18 protein-coding genes are annotated in these 17044 nt (G+C 46.3%); 3 read left to right on the top strand and 15 right to left on the bottom strand.

The window, feature by feature from the left end; translation table 11 throughout:
* Positions 1-173: 173 nt before the first annotated feature.
* Entirely contained in the window at positions 174-977 is an 804-nt protein-coding gene (locus NI455_RS09090) for a sulfite exporter TauE/SafE family protein (protein ID WP_005107741.1), read from the bottom strand.
* Positions 978-1004: 27 nt separating this feature from the next.
* On the opposite strand from NI455_RS09090, the gene NI455_RS09085 reads away from it, so the two are divergent.
* Both NI455_RS09085 and NI455_RS09080 read left to right on the top strand, forming a co-directional pair.
* Positions 1005-1760, top strand: a complete 756-nt coding sequence (locus NI455_RS09085) for a biotin--[acetyl-CoA-carboxylase] ligase (protein WP_253113731.1) — start codon at positions 1005-1007, stop codon at positions 1758-1760.
* Between the two features lie 14 nt (positions 1761-1774).
* On the top strand, positions 1775-2515 hold the full coding sequence (locus tag NI455_RS09080; protein WP_253113729.1) for a type III pantothenate kinase: 741 nt from the start codon (positions 1775-1777) through the stop codon (positions 2513-2515).
* Here the strand turns inward: NI455_RS09080 and NI455_RS09075 are convergent.
* From NI455_RS09075 to ffh, 3 genes are all read right to left on the bottom strand, one after another.
* The gene (locus tag NI455_RS09075) at positions 2469-3074 is read right to left on the bottom strand and encodes an RBBP9/YdeN family alpha/beta hydrolase (RefSeq protein ID WP_253113728.1); all 606 of its coding nucleotides are present in this window, start codon (positions 3072-3074) and stop codon (positions 2469-2471) included. The genes NI455_RS09080 and NI455_RS09075 overlap by 47 nt on opposite strands.
* Positions 3075-3218: 144 nt before the next feature.
* Positions 3219-3785 (bottom strand): RBBP9/YdeN family alpha/beta hydrolase, encoded by a 567-nt coding sequence (locus tag NI455_RS09070; RefSeq protein ID WP_004279197.1) that lies wholly within the window; start codon positions 3783-3785, stop codon positions 3219-3221.
* A gap of 151 nt (positions 3786-3936) precedes the next feature.
* Entirely contained in the window at positions 3937-5343 is a 1407-nt protein-coding gene (gene ffh / locus NI455_RS09065) for a signal recognition particle protein (RefSeq protein ID WP_004279196.1), read from the bottom strand.
* 138 nt (positions 5344-5481) lie between these two features.
* On the opposite strand from ffh, the gene NI455_RS09060 reads away from it, so the two are divergent.
* The gene (locus NI455_RS09060; RefSeq protein ID WP_114541386.1) at positions 5482-6291 is read left to right on the top strand and encodes a cytochrome C assembly family protein; all 810 of its coding nucleotides are present in this window, start codon (positions 5482-5484) and stop codon (positions 6289-6291) included.
* A 60-nt stretch (positions 6292-6351) separates the two neighbouring features.
* Here the strand turns inward: NI455_RS09060 and NI455_RS09055 are convergent, their stop codons facing one another.
* The 11 genes from NI455_RS09055 to paaC all read right to left on the bottom strand — a co-directional run bounded on the left by NI455_RS09055 (position 6352) and on the right by paaC (position 17042).
* Positions 6352-7113, bottom strand: a complete 762-nt coding sequence (locus tag NI455_RS09055) for a class I SAM-dependent methyltransferase (protein WP_253113726.1) — start codon at positions 7111-7113, stop codon at positions 6352-6354.
* Between the two features lie 131 nt (positions 7114-7244).
* Positions 7245-7853: a DapH/DapD/GlmU-related protein gene (locus tag NI455_RS09050; RefSeq protein WP_253113724.1), complete on the bottom strand. Its 609-nt coding sequence runs from the start codon at positions 7851-7853 to the stop codon at positions 7245-7247.
* Positions 7854-7884: 31 nt separating this feature from the next.
* A complete protein-coding gene (gene paaX / locus NI455_RS09045) occupies positions 7885-8823 on the bottom strand; it encodes a phenylacetic acid degradation operon negative regulatory protein PaaX (RefSeq protein WP_129717280.1) in 939 nt (312 codons plus the stop codon).
* Positions 8824-8886: 63 nt separating this feature from the next.
* Complete coding sequence (paaK, locus tag NI455_RS09040; protein ID WP_114541382.1) at positions 8887-10179, bottom strand: phenylacetate--CoA ligase PaaK; 1293 nt, start codon at positions 10177-10179, stop codon at positions 8887-8889.
* A 60-nt stretch (positions 10180-10239) separates the two neighbouring features.
* Positions 10240-11451, bottom strand: a complete 1212-nt coding sequence (gene pcaF, locus NI455_RS09035) for a 3-oxoadipyl-CoA thiolase (protein ID WP_253113723.1) — start codon at positions 11449-11451, stop codon at positions 10240-10242.
* Positions 11452-11462: 11 nt separating this feature from the next.
* Positions 11463-13016, bottom strand: a complete 1554-nt coding sequence (locus tag NI455_RS09030; protein ID WP_253113722.1) for a 3-hydroxyacyl-CoA dehydrogenase — start codon at positions 13014-13016, stop codon at positions 11463-11465.
* A 3-nt stretch (positions 13017-13019) separates the two neighbouring features.
* Entirely contained in the window at positions 13020-13811 is a 792-nt protein-coding gene (gene paaG, locus NI455_RS09025; protein WP_005247159.1) for a 2-(1,2-epoxy-1,2-dihydrophenyl)acetyl-CoA isomerase PaaG, read from the bottom strand.
* The gene (locus NI455_RS09020) at positions 13811-14581 is read right to left on the bottom strand and encodes an enoyl-CoA hydratase-related protein (RefSeq protein WP_253113721.1); all 771 of its coding nucleotides are present in this window, start codon (positions 14579-14581) and stop codon (positions 13811-13813) included. The genes paaG and NI455_RS09020 overlap by 1 nt, the downstream gene beginning before the upstream one ends.
* A 42-nt stretch (positions 14582-14623) precedes the next feature.
* A complete protein-coding gene (gene paaE, locus NI455_RS09015; RefSeq protein WP_180087426.1) occupies positions 14624-15682 on the bottom strand; it encodes a 1,2-phenylacetyl-CoA epoxidase subunit PaaE in 1059 nt (352 codons plus the stop codon).
* A gap of 75 nt (positions 15683-15757) precedes the next feature.
* A complete protein-coding gene (paaD, locus tag NI455_RS09010) occupies positions 15758-16258 on the bottom strand; it encodes a 1,2-phenylacetyl-CoA epoxidase subunit PaaD (protein ID WP_253113720.1) in 501 nt (166 codons plus the stop codon).
* Between the two features lie 28 nt (positions 16259-16286).
* Positions 16287-17042 (bottom strand): 1,2-phenylacetyl-CoA epoxidase subunit PaaC, encoded by a 756-nt coding sequence (gene paaC / locus NI455_RS09005; protein ID WP_026056591.1) that lies wholly within the window; start codon positions 17040-17042, stop codon positions 16287-16289.
* Between the last annotated feature and the right edge of the window lie 2 nt (positions 17043-17044).

The raw sequence follows: 17044 nt of genomic DNA, 5'->3' as shown, positions 1-17044 counted from the left end.
ACTGGTTTAGCCCTTTATTTGGACTATGTTGCTATTAAACGGGTTTTTATCCATAAATACTTTGACATTGTCAGACAATCTTATGTCTATATAGCCAACTCAAGGCCATAAAAAAGGAGAATAGTCATCTATTCTCCTTATACGGTAAATCACTTCAACCTAAAAGGTTTAAATCAAGCCATAAAACCTTGATAAATAAAATACAGGCCGACGGTAGTCAGTAGTGCAGCAAAACATTTTTTTAATACGGCCGGTGAAAGCAGATGTGCCACTTTTGCCCCCAGCTTGGCCGTGAAAAAACTCATCATGCTGATCCCGATAAAGGCATAAATATGAATATAGCCAATGGTATTTGGTACGGTAACCTGCGCCTGTTTACCAAACCAGATAAAACCCAGCGCACCTGCGACTGCAATTGGCAATCCACAAGCCGCAGAGGTCGCTACGGCTTTTTGCATCACGATTCCGCAGCGATTCAGAAATGGGACGGTCAGACTTCCCCCGCCAATCCCAAAGATCGCCGATGCCACACCGATTCCACCACCTGCAGCAATTTGTACCGGGGTTGAAGGCAATTTTTGATTCGGATCAATCTGGATATGCGCTCCCTTGAACATTCTAAATGCCACCCAGACCGCAAAGAAGCCAATCATTAACTGCAAACCCTGACCAGATAAATAATCGGCAATCCCCGCACCTAGGAAAGAACCGATAATCAGACCTGGCGCCAGATTACGAAACACAGGCCATAGTACTGCCCCTCGCTGATGATGCGCCATCACCGAACTGATAGAAGTCACAATAATCGTTGCCAAGGAAGTGCCCACCGCCATATGCATAATCACGCTGGGATCGTACTGAAGCTGGGTAAAAACAATGTACAGGATCGGCACAATAATCAAACCACCACCGACCCCAAACAGGCCTGCGGTGAATCCGGCAATTGCACCAATCAATAAATATATGATTAACTCCATAACGATATTTACCACGTTTAGATTCAAATGGATGTAGAAACTCGTGAACTGCAACAACGATTAAGCGATGCAGGCCAACTCCCGGAAGTATTACTCATCAAACCGATTACCACATCGACCAATGATGATGTGCGCGAATTGGCAACGAAAGGGGTACAGCAGGTTCTGGTATGCAGTCATGTGCAGACCCAAGGCCGTGGACAGCGTCAACGTCAGTGGATATCACCTGAAGGGAATATCTATTTAAGCACATTGCTGCATACACAAAAACCCATTGATGGTCGTCTGGCGCTAGAAATTGCGTTAAATATCCTGCAAATGCCAAGTCTAAAAGGCCTGGAATTACAGGTAAAATGGCCGAATGACCTGTATAGCCTGCATGGAAAATGGGGCGGTATTCTGGTCGAGCCGGTTTCAACCACGCAGGTGGTGGTCGGGGTCGGGCTAAATATTGATCCTCTGCCCACCAACCTTCCAGACCAGCTGGTCAGTTCCCTGAGCGAGCTGGGTTTATCTCGCACTTCAAGAGTCGAGCTGATTGCCCAGTTATATCTGGCGATTCAACAAGCCGGGCAATGGTTTAATTATGGCAGTCAAAACCTGGCGGCGCGTTTCAATCGATCGGCTGCATTTATGCAACAAACGGTTGAATTTACCGATGTGCAAGGGCAATATTCCGGTACTTTTCTGGGGATTCAGGACGATGGTGCAGTCAAGATTTTGACCGATCAGGGAATCCAGACCTTTTATCAGGGACAACTCCGCCTTAAACACGGTGGATGAACAGGCATACAGCAATGAAAAAATTATGGTTGGATATCGGCAATACCCGGCTTAAATACTGGATTACCAAGCATGATCAGATTATTGAACAGGCAGCAGAATTACATTTACAGTCTCCTGCCGATTTGTTACTTGGCCTGATCCAGCATTTCAAAGCGCTGGGCTTGCATCAGGTAGGTCTATCCTCTGTGCAAGATAAAATCAATAATGAGCGCATTCTCAGCATTTTAGAAAGCCTGCATATTCCAGTGATTTTTGCTCAAGTACAGGCAGAATATGCAGGTCTGATCTGTGGTTATGATGAACCTTCGCAGCTGGGGATTGACCGCTGGTTACAGGTACTTGCAGTGGCGACGCAAGCGCATGAAAATTATTGTGTGATTAGTTGCGGTACGGCGCTGACCATTGATCTGGCGCAAGGACAACAACATTTGGGTGGATTTATTCTGCCGAATCTGTACTTGCAGCGCGATGCACTGATTCAGAACACCAAAGGCATTAAAATTCCCGATGCCGCGTTTTCTGAACTTAATCCTGGACGGAATACTATCGATGCTGTTCATCATGGCATCCTACTCGGTCTGCTCAGCACCATCGAAAAAGTCCTGCATGATTTCCCGGCACAGCTGGTTTTAACTGGTGGAGATGCTCCACTTTTCGCGCAGCATCTCGGCCAGTATCAGCCCCGGATTGAACCGGATCTTTTGCTTAAAGGCCTGCAACATTTTGCAGCTCATTTGCCAGACACTGTTTGATAATGTCCAGCAATTGCGGAAAATCGGCAAAGCCATCGGACTTGTTGAAATGCCCGGCTTTTTTGATCTCAAAAATTTGTGCATTCAAGCTATGTGCTAAACGCAAGGAAATCGGTGCAGGCACATAGGGATCATTACTGGAGATCAGCATCACCGCACGTTTATAGCTATACGGCAAGTTTTTCAGATCGAGTCGCACAGCCTGCAGTATTTTATTCAGTTCTGACCAGGCCACCAGCGGTGTATCAAAGGCCGAGACCAGAATGATGCCGCCGATCTTGTGTTGCTGCTGAATATAATGTTCCTGTAAAAAGTTTAAAACACTGACGCAACTCAGGCCATGTGCAACTAAAAAGGTATGTTCATCCATCTGCGGAATGTGCAGTTTCAGATTCTGCTGCCACTCTTCTAAATCAGGCTGAAAAGGGTTGGCCAGCATAATCCGTTTAGACTCAAAACCGGCATTTTTAAGCTGGCGACTGAACCACGGATACCAGTGATCATTGGAGGTCGCCTGATAATCCGGCACGATATAGACTTTCTTTATTATATTTTTCATAGTGATTTACTTATTATCATTGAACGCAAATTGCGTCGACAAACAATAAGTTTTAACCAGTCTGGAGATGGAATTCAAGTGCCTTTTTGAACACCATCTCATGTTAAATTTTAAAATTTAGCGAATACAATAACATGCCTAAATTTAAGATTTAATCAGATAAGGTTCGATTACTTTCCAGAGTTCTGGCAAATCAGTACAGCCTTGAGAATCAATAAAATGTCCGTGATGCTTGGCATTCACCACAATGGCATCCAGACTGTCCGCCTGTTCCAGACTAAATTCTGGTGCAACCCGGTCATCTCCTTCGGAGTAGATCACCACACGCTCTGCAACCTGTTGTTTGAGTAAATCAAAATTGATTTCAGCGGCATCAATAAAAGGGTTTACTTCATCCAGACGACCCAGCCGGCCATTAAATCCCGCGATCAATACCAGTTGCTGAATTTTCTGCTGTTTTAATTCTCTGGATAAGTAATGTAATGCGGCTACAGTTCCCAAGCTATGTGCAATAAAAATACTGTCCTCATCAATTGCATCAATCTGTTCACGCATTTGCTGATCCCAGGTGTCCAGTGTCGGTGTAGTTGATGGATCCAGCCGGAGGACTTTTAAACTGACATTTTCCTGTTGGGCTTTTTCCTGAATCCATGGGTACCAGTTTTCTTCCGGGCTTGCAGTATAACCATGTACGACAATTACTTGGTTCATTTGAAATTTCTCTTTATTTTGTGCTGATATTCCCGAGTCTGCCTGATCGGATTTTTATTTTGGGTAAGTAAATGTTGTTTTGTTTAAACCGGTTTGACTATTTATTCGCAATAAAAAAAGGCGCATATTGCGCCTTTTTTTAAAACAAAACTTATTTCTTGTCATTGCCGCCGAACAATGGACCCATACCACCGCCGCCGCCAAACTGTTTCTGCAAGCCGCCGAGTGACTTCATCATTTTTGCCATACCGGATGGATTGGCAAATTTTTTCATCATCTTGGCCATTTGGGCATGTTGCTTGATCAGCTTGTTGACTTCTGCCACTTCCATACCACAACCTGCTGCGATACGTTTTTTACGGCTTGGGTTCATCAAGTCCGGGTTACGGCGCTCTTTGATAGTCATCGACTGGATAATCGCTTCCATTTTCTTGACCTGCTTTTCAGGATTGGCTTGCGCCAACGCATCTTGCAGACCGGCATTGCTCATGCCAGGAAGTTTGTCCAGGAAGCCCATCATGCCGCCCATCTTGTTCATCTGCTCAAACTGCATCAGCATGTCTTCAAAGTTGAAGCTGCCGCCTTTTTGCAGTTTTTTCGCCATTTTTTCGGCTTTTTCTTTGTCGACCTTGCGTTCAAGTTCTTCGACCAAAGAAAGTACATCACCCATACCGAGAATACGCTGTGCAACACGCTCAGGATGGAATGGCTCCAAGGCATCGAGTTTCTCACCCATACCCAAGAATTTGATTGGCTTGCCGGTAATCGCGCGTACTGAAAGCGCTGCACCACCGCGCGCATCACCATCAGTTTTGGTCAGGATCACACCAGTTAAAGGCAAGGCATCATTAAATGCTTTGGCGGTGTTTGCCGCATCCTGACCGGTCATGGCATCGACCACGAACAGGGTTTCAGTCGGGTTAATCGCTGCATGCAGCTCTTTGATTTCACCCATCATGTCATCATCGATATGCAAACGACCTGCCGTATCGACAATCAGCACATCGGCAAATTGGATTTTTGCCTGTTCAATCGCGCGATTCACAATCGTAATCGGTTTTTCGTCTGCGCTAGATTCCAGGAAAATCGCACCGACTTCACCCGCGACAGTCTGTAGCTGTTTGATCGCAGCTGGACGATACACATCGGCAGAGACCATCGCGACTTTTTTCTTTTGACGTTCTTGTAAGAAACGTGCAAGTTTTGCTGCAGTTGTTGTTTTACCTGCACCCTGCAGGCCTGCGAGCAGGACAACTACAGGTGGTTTTGCAGCGAGGTCGAGGCTTTCATTGGCCTCGCCCATCATTTTGGTCAATTCGTCATGAACGATTTTGACAAAAGCCTGCCCAGGAGATAACTGAGTCATCACTTCCTGGCCCAATGCTTCTTCCTTAACTTTCGCGATGAATTCACGAGTTACAGGTAACGCAACATCGGCTTCAAGAAGCGCCATACGCACTTCACGTAACGTATCTTTAATATTGTCTTCGGTTAGCTGCCCTGAGCCAGTAACATTTCTTAAACTCTGCGTGAGTCGTTCTGTTAAGGTATCAAACATTGCAAAATCCGCTTAAAATAGCCATGAGCAAAAAATTGTTTCTTAAAATAGAAAATTTATGCATAGAATGCTATAGGATACTGTAGTTCGCAGCGAATTTATATAAATGAATATTCATCACCCTTAAAAAGGTTTGACATGGTTAGCCTCCCCTTGGTTTATACGATCTTAGCATTAGTCGCTTATACCGCTTCCTTCTGGTATCTGTTCATTCATTTAATGTCTAAACGTGCTCCTAATCAATGGTTTGTCTCGCTAACTGCCCTGCTTGGACTGGGCTTGCATGCGCTGGTCTTGTATGGTGATATGCACACCCCGCTGGGCATCAATTATGATGTCTTTGCCCTGTTTTCCTTTACTTCCGGTCTAATGCTATTACTCAGCATTATTTACAGTACTTATCGTCCAATTATCGCCCTGAATCTGATCGGAATTCCAGTAGCTGCCACAGGTTTGATCCTCGGCTTTGTGTTTACTCAGCCTGCAAAAATCATCGCACAAAACTCTTTGGGTCTGGATATTCATATTATTTTGTCTTTGTCTGCTTATGCGGTATTGCTCATGGCGACCATTCAGGCCGTAATTTTACGCTTTCAGGATCGTGAGCTGAAAAAGAAGCAAAAACGCCGCGTTTGGGTCAGTTTGCTACCCTCTTATCAAGACATGGAATCATTGCTGTTTGATATGCTGATGACCGGTTTTGTTTTACTTACCCTCGCTTTGGGCTTTGGCTTTTTTACTATCGACAATTTCTTTGCTCAGCATCTGGCACATAAAACGGCGTTCAGTATCATTTCCTGGCTTGTTTACGGTTCACTATTAATTGGACACTGGAAGTTTGGCTGGCGTGGCCAAAAAGCTGTGCGCTTTACCCTACTCGGTTTTGGCTTGCTGGCACTGGGTTTTATTGGTTCTAAATTTGTGCTGGAAATGATTCTAGGGCGATAATTCTGAGCCGTGAATATTCAATTCATTGTTCAATAAACAGATTCTAGCTCTAATATTTTTTTAAACGATTATACGCCCCGCACGCACTGATAATGGCCATCGAATGACTCTGGGCAATTCTGGATCTTCCCATTCTGGCAATAAGGCATCTGCCAGTACGTTCAGTGGATTATGTCCGAGTGCTTTAGTGGCAGCTTTCACGGCTGACCAGGTACTCATATAACCTATTAACTGATAAAAGTTCCATTCAACCTCTAATACAGGTGGCTCAATCGAAATTTCCTGAAATGGAAATGGTAGATTTTTATATCCTTCATCTACATGGCGACGTTCAGGCGGCCAGTACGGTACAAGCGTGACTTCATAAAAATGCTTAAAATAATGATTCAGATGCGGCTCATCCACACTGAATACGCCATAGCTAATTAAAGCCAGAATGGCATTGGGTTTAGCAATACGACGGACTTCTGCGTAGAATTTTTCGAGATTCAGCCAATGCGCTGCTTGAGCCACCGAAATCAGATCAATACTATGGTCAGCACACGGGATCTCTTCAGCGAGCGCCTTACCATACTGAATTTTTGGATGCGGTTTGGCTTGGGCAATCTGTTCACTACTCGCATCAATAGCAAGCACCTGATCAAAGTAATTCGCCAAAACTTCTGAAAGCTGTCCAGAACCACAGCCGACACCTACAGCCAATTTAGTACTTGGTGACAGCTCTGCCAATAGCTTTCCCAATGCATCCGGATAATGCGGACGAAACAAGGCATAATCCTGTGACTGCTGGGAGAAATGATCTTTAAATTCCCTATTTTCCATATATATGCTTTCCAGACCAGTTTTATTTCAGTCTAAATAGACGGTCAGGGAATGCAGTTGGAATTTGGTTTCAGTTACTTCCTGTTTTTAAAATGCAGAATTCATCTATTTAATAGAATCATGTTCTTAACTTAGTCATTCAAGCTATTCTGCTTGATCTGATAATCTGCCTTAAACGCTTTGTAACTGAGCCGGTCTGTGGAGACTTCTGTTAAAGGACTGACCTCCTGCATTGAGGAAAGACAGCGCTCTGTCAGCTGAATATATTCTTGTGTCCCTTTGCTTTTCCAAGCAATTTCTTTGGTGTCCAGGGGACGGATGACCCGTGCTGGACTACCGAGTACCAATGAATTTTCCGGAATTTGGGCCTTGGCTTTAACCGTACTATTAGCACCAACAATGGTATTTTCACCAATCTCGGCTTCATCAAGAATCACGCTGTTCATACCCACCAGTACATTTTTACGAATGATACAGCCATGTAAAATCGCGCCATGTCCGATATGACCATATTCTTCGACCAGCGTGACGCTACCGGGAAAGCCATGGATGGTACAGGAATCCTGAACATTAGCATTTTTCTGGATGTGAATCCCGCCAAAGTCGGCTCTTAAAGTAGCGAAAGGCCCGATATATACGCCCTCTTCAATCACCACATCCCCGATCAGAACGGCTTGCGGATGCACATAAGCGCGAGGGCTGACCACAGGAATCACACCATCAATGGCATAACACGGCATTATTTTATTCCTTTAAAAATGCAGAATTAGATTAGCTAACAGCTTCCAGTCGCAAACCGCCAAAACGTTTATAAAATTGTGGATGTACCGGCGGCATCGAACCTTCCGAAGTTCGGGCGATCTCCATAAAGAACTCATCCCCTGCCGCAACCACGGTTTGATATAAATTACTGCTCAGATTACGGGCATTCAGGGAAAGCCAGTTGGATGGCAATAATTCAAAAGGCAGATTTGGATCTTTTAGTAAAATCCGGCGGAATTGATGAATCAGCAAAATACGCAGCTGAAAAGCCTGAACCGGATCCAGTTCTTCCTCCTGCTCCACCAGATGAAAGAATTCCCGGAAATCTGCAATGAATTTTTCATAGCGCTGATGCAGCTCCTGTACCGGCCAGTTGGTGGCGACCATGCGTTTCACGGTTGGGTAGGATTCCTGCCAGAGCTGTAAGGTTTCAGCCTTAAATACCACGACTTGGTCGGTCATTTTCAAGTTCAGCAGCAGGTTTTGCAGTTTCTGGTGATCACAGCCCGGATAGGCCATGACATTGGTGGCGATATTGGCAAAGCCCAGCCATTCCAGTTCTTTTTTCAGAACCAGTTTATTTTCCAGTTCCACTGAACTGAGCAGCACCAGATCCCACTTCTGATCCCATTCGGTATGCTGAAAACTGTAAATTTTTTGATCCGCCATAATAAAACGCTGGCGGCTGCTTTCGGTTACGCGATAATAACTGGTGCGACCAATTTTCTCAGACATCAGCCAGCCATTTTGGACCAGACGAAATACGGCAGTCCGTACCGATCGTTCATTAAATCCGAAGACATCCATGAGCTGAATTAGACTGGCCAGACTGATAATGCCACCCCGGTGAAAAATACAGTCACCAAAGATGGTCATGATTAATGAGGTTCCGCTGAGTGCTTCAGTTTGAATAAAGTCATCAATTATTTGTTTTAATTTCGGATTCATTGCGTTTAACTTTACCTTATAGAAACTGGATGATAGACCATTTGGCTATCATCCAATAGTACTTCATGCAGACTTGCGGATATCAAACACGCGCTGTGCCTTGCCTTCAGAGCGTGGCAGACTCCCTTCAGGTAACACTTCGACACTCACGGTGATTCCGACCATGGTTTTAATCTGGCTTTTCAGCTGAGTTGCCAACTGGTGCGCCATAATGTCACTGCTATCTTTACGCATTTCGGTACGGATATGCAATGTATCCAGATGTCCTTGTTTGCAAATCTGAATCTGATAGTTTGGGATGAGTTGCTGGATCTGTAAAATCTGCTCTTCAATCTGCGACGGGAACACATTGACCCCACGAATAATCATCATGTCATCACTACGGCCGACAATCTTGTCCATACGGCGCATGGTGCGTGCCGTGCCTGGCAATAAACGGGTCAGGTCACGGGTACGGTAACGGATTACCGGCATGCCTTCTTTAGTAATGGTGGTAAAGACCAGTTCACCCAGTTCGCCATCTGGCAGCACTTCGCCAGTTTCCGGATGGATAATTTCAGGATAAAAATGATCTTCCCAAATGGTTGGGCCATCTTTGGATTCCAGACATTCCATCGCTACGCCCGGCCCCATCACTTCTGATAAACCATAAATATCCAGCGCATCAATGCCTAAACGCTCTTCAATTTCCTTGCGCATTTCATTGGTCCATGGCTCTGCACCAAAGACACCGGTTTTAATCGAACAGTTTTTGGCTGTGCCAAATTTCTTCTCAAGCGCTTCAATAATGTTCAGGCAGTAAGATGGCGTGACCATCAGTGCTGTTGGTTTAAAGTCATGAATCAGTTGCGCCTGTTTATCGGTTTGTCCGCCAGACATTGGGATCACGGTTGCACCCAAGCGTTCAACGCCATAATGTGCACCTAAACCACCCGTAAACAGACCATAACCATAAGACACCTGGATGATATCTTTACTGCTCAAGCCGGCTGCACGTAATGAACGCGCCACTACATCTGACCAGACATTAATATCATTTTGGGTATAACCGACTACGGTCGGCTGACCGGTGGTGCCAGAAGATGCATGCACACGTACAATCTGTTCCTGTGGCACAGCGAACATGCCAAACGGATAGTTATCACGTAAATCCTGTTTGGTGGTAAACGGGTATTTGGCCAGATCTTCCAGTGAGTTAAAATCGTCTGGATGCACGCCAGCATCATCGAATTTCTTTTTATAAACCGGGCTATTCTGATAAGCATGTTGCAACGTCTTTTTCATACGCTGTAGCTGAACACTGCGTAACTCATCAACCGATACTTTTTCAATTTTTTCCATTGCATTGTTATTCATATTCTTACTCCTGACGCAGTCTTCCTGACCACGGTTTAATTCATTGATTGAATGATGTGTTTAATCCATATTTTCTAAAACCAGTGCCACACCTTGACCCACACCGACACACATGGTGCAGAGTGCATATTTGCCTTTACGGCGTTTTAGTTCTTTCATGGCCGTGATCACCAGACGGGTGCCACTCATACCCAGCGGATGACCCAAGGCGATGGCACCGCCATTCGGGTTAATTCTGGAATCATCGTCTTGCAAGCCGAGTTCACGAATCACGGCCAGTGACTGCGCAGCAAAAGCTTCATTCAGCTCAATCACGTCCATCTGTTCCAGACTGAGTCCAGTCTGTTTCAGCACTTTATGTACTGCTGGCACCGGCCCAATGCCCATATATTTGGCTTCCACACCGGCACTGGCCATTCCAATCACTTTAGCTTTCGGGCGCAAACCATACTGCTCAGCAAACTGCTGATTGCCGAGTAATACGCAAGCCGCCCCGTCATTAACACCCGAAGCATTACCAGCGGTGACTGAACCGCCTTCTTTACGAAATGGGGTTTTCAAGGCTGCCAGATTATCCAGCGTCGTTTCTGCACGCGGGTGCTCGTCTTGGGAAATGGTCAGAGTGGTTTTCTTCGGACCTTTAACCTCGACTGGCAGAATTTCTTCGGCAAAAATACCTTTTTGCTGCGCTACTGCGGTTTTCTGCTGGCTGTGATAGGCAAACAGGTCTTGGTCTGCACGGCTAATCTGATACTTTTCAGCGACGTTTTCGGCAGTTTCCGGCATGCTATCGACGCCAAACTGTGCTTTAAATTTTGGGTTGATAAAACGCCAGCCAATGGTGGTGTCATAAATTTCAGGGGTACGGCTAAAGGCAGTTGTAGGTTTGGATTGCACAAAAGGCGCTCGGCTCATGGATTCTACGCCACCCGCCAAAATAAATTGAGCCTCACCCGATTTGATGGCACGGGCTGCCAGTCCAATGGCATCCAGACCTGAGGCACATAAACGGTTTACGGTCAGTGCTGAAACAGATTCAGGCAACCCTGCGAGTAAAGCAGCCATACGCGCCACGTTGCGGTTATCTTCACCGGCCTGATTGGCACAGCCCAAGATCACTTCATCCAGTTCTGCCCATGGCAAGGCAGGATGCTGATCTTTCAGATATTGAATCGGTAGCGCTGCCAGATCATCAGCACGAATGCTGCTCAGTCCACCGGCATAGCGTCCGATCGAGGTGCGAATTCCATCAAAAATATAAACCTGTTCCATGATTCTTCCTTTTAGCCAGCAACGCGTAATGGTTGCTGCTGAGTTTTCTGTGCATGTCCCTGCACCGCTTTCTTTGCTAAATATATACTAGTTCTATAGCGGTCTTCACCATAAATACGACACATATTTTCTAAAATTTGTAAAATTGTGTAATATCCAATTTTATCTGCCCATTCGAATGGACCACAAGGATAATTAACGCCATATTTCATAGCAGAATCAATATCTTGTTCTGATGCAATATCATGCAATACTGCTTCACAGGCTTCATTCACCAACATGGCAATACTACGTATAACATAAAGACCGGGATGATCCTTAGACCAAATAGGTATCATATCCATACCTATGAGGAATAGCTCCACTGCCTGGCGCTGTTCAGCACTACACGCCGGTGATGCAACGACTGGAATCGCTTGAGCATTTGTCCAATCTGAATGCCAGTCCATCAACACCACAGGCTCATGCGGATAGGTAAGTTCAACTGATTCGCCAAGCGATAATCGCAGAGAAAGGTCACCAATCAGGATTTCATTCTGTTCTGCTGCCTGAAAACTCAGCTCTACATGAGAGGCCTGTTTTAAACGTTCAATCAGTACTGAGGAATGTAGCCATTCACCTTTTACTGTGACTTTGAGCTTATTCAGCGACTTGGCATAACACACTGGCAATTCATATACAGGTGCAGGCTTGGCCTGAGCGTAATCATAAAAACCCTGACCGGACTTGCGACCATAACAACCGGCATCGACCAGTTCTTTTTGAATCAAGGACGGGCGGTAGCGTGGCTCATAGAAAAATTCCTGATAGACACTTTGTGTGACCGAGAAATTCACATCCTGCCCAATCAGATCTGTAAGTTCACACGGCCCCATGGCAAAACGGCCACATTCGCGCATGATGTAATCGAGCTGTTCCGGGGTGGTGGCATTTTCCTGCAAGGCACGAAAGGCCTCGGCATAATAAGGTCGTGCGACACGATTGACGATAAAACCCGGGGTCGATTTGGCTCGCACCGGAACCTTGTTCCAGTCCTTCATCAGATCAAATACTGCATCGGCAATCGCTGCTGAGGTTTTCAGTCCGCGGATAATCTCGACCAGTTTCATCACCGGCGCCGGATTAAAGAAATGCAGACCAATCACTCGCTCGGGATGTGGAATCGCCGAGGCAATTGCGGTAATGGAAATTGAAGAAGTATTGGACGCAAAAATCGTCTGTTCCGGGCAAATGGTATCCAGCTGTTGAAACAGGTTTTGTTTGACTTCTTTCTTCTCTACAATGGCTTCAATAATTAAGCCCGCATCGGCAAGCTGCTGAATGTCCTCTGCCACAATCAGATTGGCAAAGGTACTTTCCAGCAATTGCTGGGTCATTTTGCCATTTTGTACGCGCTTGCTAAGCTGCGCCTCTAAAGCAGTTAAGGCACTCTGAACTTTGCTGCGATCGAGATCAAACACATAGGTCGGATGCCCGTGCATGGCTGCCAGTTGTGCAATACCAATCCCCATGGTTCCAGCACCGACCACAGCAACTTTGACTTGTTCCAAATTGATCTGTTGCATGATTTAGCATCCTTTATATTCAGGGGTACGCTTCTGCATAAAGGCTTGTACACCTTCTTTATAGTCGCTTGAACGTCCAGCCAGACGTTGCAGGTCACGTTCCAGAATGAGCTGCTCATCCAGATTATTGTCGGCTGCGGCATGGATGGCTTTTTTGATCAGGGACAGACCATAGGTCGGTTGCTGTGCCAGATGCTCTGCCAGTTTTTTCGCTTCTGCTTGCAGTTGTTCATCTTCAACCACTTGCCAGATCATGCCCAGTTGTACTGCGCGCTCAGCCGGAATTTTATCGCCGAGCATGGCAAGGCCCATCGCCTGAGCACGCCCGACCAGACGCGGCAGGAACCAGGTACCGCCTGAATCTGGCACCAAGCCAAGACGGCAGAAGGCCTGAATAAAGGAAGCCGATTTTGCTGCCACCACAATGTCACAGGCCAGGGCAATATTGGCGCCTGCCCCTGCTGCCACACCATTCACCGCACAAATCACCGGTTTAGGCATTTCAGTAATCAGCTTAATCAGAGGGTTGTAATATTTTTCAATCGACAGACCTAAGTCCGGTGCATCGGCATTCGGATCGACCACACGGTCATTCAGATCCTGACCGGCACAGAAACCGCGGCCTTCGGCTGAGATCACTACGGCACGAATCTGGCTGTCTTTGGCCCAGGCCTTGATGACCTTGGAGACTTCCTGATGCATGGTTTCATTAAAGCTGTTGAGCTGTTTTGGACGGTTAAAGGTCAGGTAGCCCACTGCATTTTTTTCTTCGACAATAATTGTTTGATAATCCATTACATACCTCTAAATTCTGGTTTTCTTTTTTCTAAAAATGCATTGATGCCTTCCTGGCGATCTTGGGTCGCCGCCAGCCAGACAAAATGTTGACGTTCAAGTTTCAGTCCCTGACTTAAAGTCACTTCATGAATCGACTTTAAAGATTGCTTGATGGCACGAATGGCCAGCGGTGCCTGCTTGGCAATTTTTTCTGCCAGTTCCAGTGCGTATTGCACGGTCAATCCTGCCGGACAAACCTGGCTACTAATGCCATGTTGCAAGGCTGTTTGTGCCGAAATCATTTCACCAGTCATGGCCCAGCGCATCGTTAATTGCTGACCGACCAGACGGGCCAGACGCTGGGTTCCACCGGCACCCGGCAACATACCTAAACCGATTTCAGGCAAGGCAAACTGGGCATTTTCTCCGGTCAGCACCATGTCACCATGCAAAGCCAACTCGAAACCTGCACCAAAAGCATAACCATTTACGGCCATGATTAAAGGCTTGGAAAATTCATCAATTTTTTTCCAGAGCAGTGGGCGTTGGTCTTGCTGGATGCTGACCACATCTAACTGCGCCAGCTCATTTAAATCAGCACCGGCAGCAAAGCATTGCGTATTTCCGGTGATGACCACGGCTTTCACAGCAGCATCTGTTTCCAAGTCCTGTAGACAGGCTGCAATGTTTTGCAAGGCGGCATTGTTTAAAGCATTGCGCTTTTCTGGACGATTTAGCTCGATCAGTACCACACCCGGCTTGGGTGAGCTGGTTTTAATGTAGGTCATCCTTGAACTCCTGCTATGCTCGCGGTGCTGTAAATTCAGCTTTTATTCATCAAAACTGAGTCGGACATTGGCCGTGGTTGGACGTGCCTGACAACTGAGCACATAGCCTTTCTGAATTTCATCTTCTTCCAGACTGTAATTCACCGCCATTTCAACCTGTCCCTCTAACACCTTACATTTACAGGTGGCACAAACGCCGCCCTTACAGGCATATGGCAGGTCGGCTCCGGCACGTAGCGCAGCATCTAAAATACTGTCATCCTGCTTAGAGACTTCAACAATCAGCTCGCGACCATCGAGGATGATATTGACGCGTTCTTCGCTGCGGCTTTCCATCTGCTGGGCGGTTGCTTTCGGTGCAGTACCCGTATTGAAGCGTTCCGTATGAATCTTGCTGCGTTGAATGCCCCAAGTCGGTAATACCGTTTCGACTGCTGTCATCATTTCTTCAGGACCGCAAGCGAAACAGTGATCTGCTTCGGCAGAAATCAGATTGGCCTGAAATAACTGCTGCAATTTGTCTGCATCAATCCGACCATTAAAGATGTCACTGTCATTCAGTTCACGTGAAAAAATATTTACCAGTTGCAGACGTTCCTTAAAACGGTCTTTCAAGTCCATGATCTGTTCAGAGAACATGGTCTGTTTCCAGGAGCGGTTGCCATATACCAGAGTGAATGTTGCTTCCGCTTGACGGTTCAACACCGACTTTACAATCGATAAAATTGGCGTAATGCCACTGCCTGCTGCAAATCCTAGATAATTCTGGCCACCAGCCTTGGCGGCTTTCTGAAAGAACACCCCTTGCGGTGGCATGACTTCTAGTACATCGCCTGCTTTGAGATGCGCATTGGCCCAGGTTGAAAACTGACCCTGATCAATTTTTTTAATCGCAATGCTCATGTCTTCCTGAGTATCACTGCAGATCGAGTAGCAGCGGCGCAGCTCGCCGTCATCGGTTAAATGACGAATGGTGAGGTGCTGACCCGGCTGATATTGAAAAGTATCCAACTGCTCAGGCGCGAGATCAAAGGCAATGCAGATCGCTTGCTCGGTTTGTGGCTGAATCGATTTAATGGTTAATGGTATAAATTGGCTCATGGCAAAATCCTTCTTTTAGGTGGCGGTGTTCAGGCTTGTTATTGGTTTACCCTGCCCACCGCGCAATCGTTACAATCAAATACATTTGAAATAGTCAAAAGTTTCTAAGCAGTCCCGACATTGATATAAAGCTTTACAGGCTGTCGAACCGAATTCACTTAATAATTTGCTGTTGTTCCTTAAGCACTGTGGACAGGTGATGCCATCGGTCAATGCCACATGCGTACCACAGCTATGTGACTGGCCTTGCGGCGGGGCAATACCATATTGCTGTAATTTGTGTTTGCCCGATTCACTCATCCAGTCCGTAGTCCAGGCTTGAGACAGATCCACAATGACTTTGACCGGCGTCAAACCGTTCGCCTCGAAAGCCTGGGTAATTTCTGCTTTTAATAAATCCGTGGCCGGACAGCCGCTATAGGTCGGCGTGAGTCGCACCACAATTTCATCCTGCTGATTCAGCTCGACGCCACGAATCATGCCCAGATCAATCACTGACAATACTGGAATCTCTGGATCAGAAACTTGCTGCAAAACGTCCCAACATTGATCTTCTACGTGTCGAATCAGATTCATGCGACTCACTCCCTGTGATTGTGCCGAATTACCAGTTCATGTTTGGATAAGAGCGCTGCATGTATTGCAGTTCAGCCAAAACAAAACCGAGATGTTCTGTATGTAAACCCTGTTTAGCCCCACTGCGATAAGCGCCTAGCTCTGGCAGGCTTAATTCAAATCGCGCTAACTCGGATGTAATGGTCTCCAGCCACTGGGCTTTTAAATTTTCAATATCTGGAATGACACCGCTATCGACCAACTGTCTTTCATCAGCCGTCAGAACAAAAAGTTCCTCGGTAAAACGCCATAACTGGTTTAAACCTTGCTGGGTTTTTTCATGCGCTTCTGCGGTACCTAAACTTAAGCGTTCCATCCAGGTGGTGGAAAAACGCTGGTGATATTTCACTTCTTTGAGTGATTTCACTGCAAAAGCCGCCAACTCAGCATGCTGACTTTGACTTAAGGCGCTAAACAATAAAGCGTGGTAGTGATCCATCAACCACTGGCGCACCAGGGTCTGGGCAAAGTCACCATTCGGCTGTTCACACAGCAGCAAATTACGGTATTCACGTTCGGTACGGAAATAAGCCAGCTTGTCTTCATCACGGCCCTGTCCTTCCACTTCACCCGCCAGACTGAGGGCAGTACGTGCCTGACCCAATAAATCCAGTCCGATATTGGCTAAGGCAATATCCAGCTCCAGTTCAGGTGCATGACCACACCACTCTGCCAAACGATGAGACAGGATCAGTTGACTGTCACCCACATGTAAAAGAAATTCTGCCAATACTTGATTTGTCATAT

This window comes from Acinetobacter lwoffii, from assembly GCF_024129435.1.
GTDB lineage: Bacteria > Pseudomonadota > Gammaproteobacteria > Pseudomonadales > Moraxellaceae > Acinetobacter > Acinetobacter lwoffii_F.
Note: the sequence above shows the minus strand (reverse complement) of the source record. Positions and strands in the feature narration are given on the sequence as shown.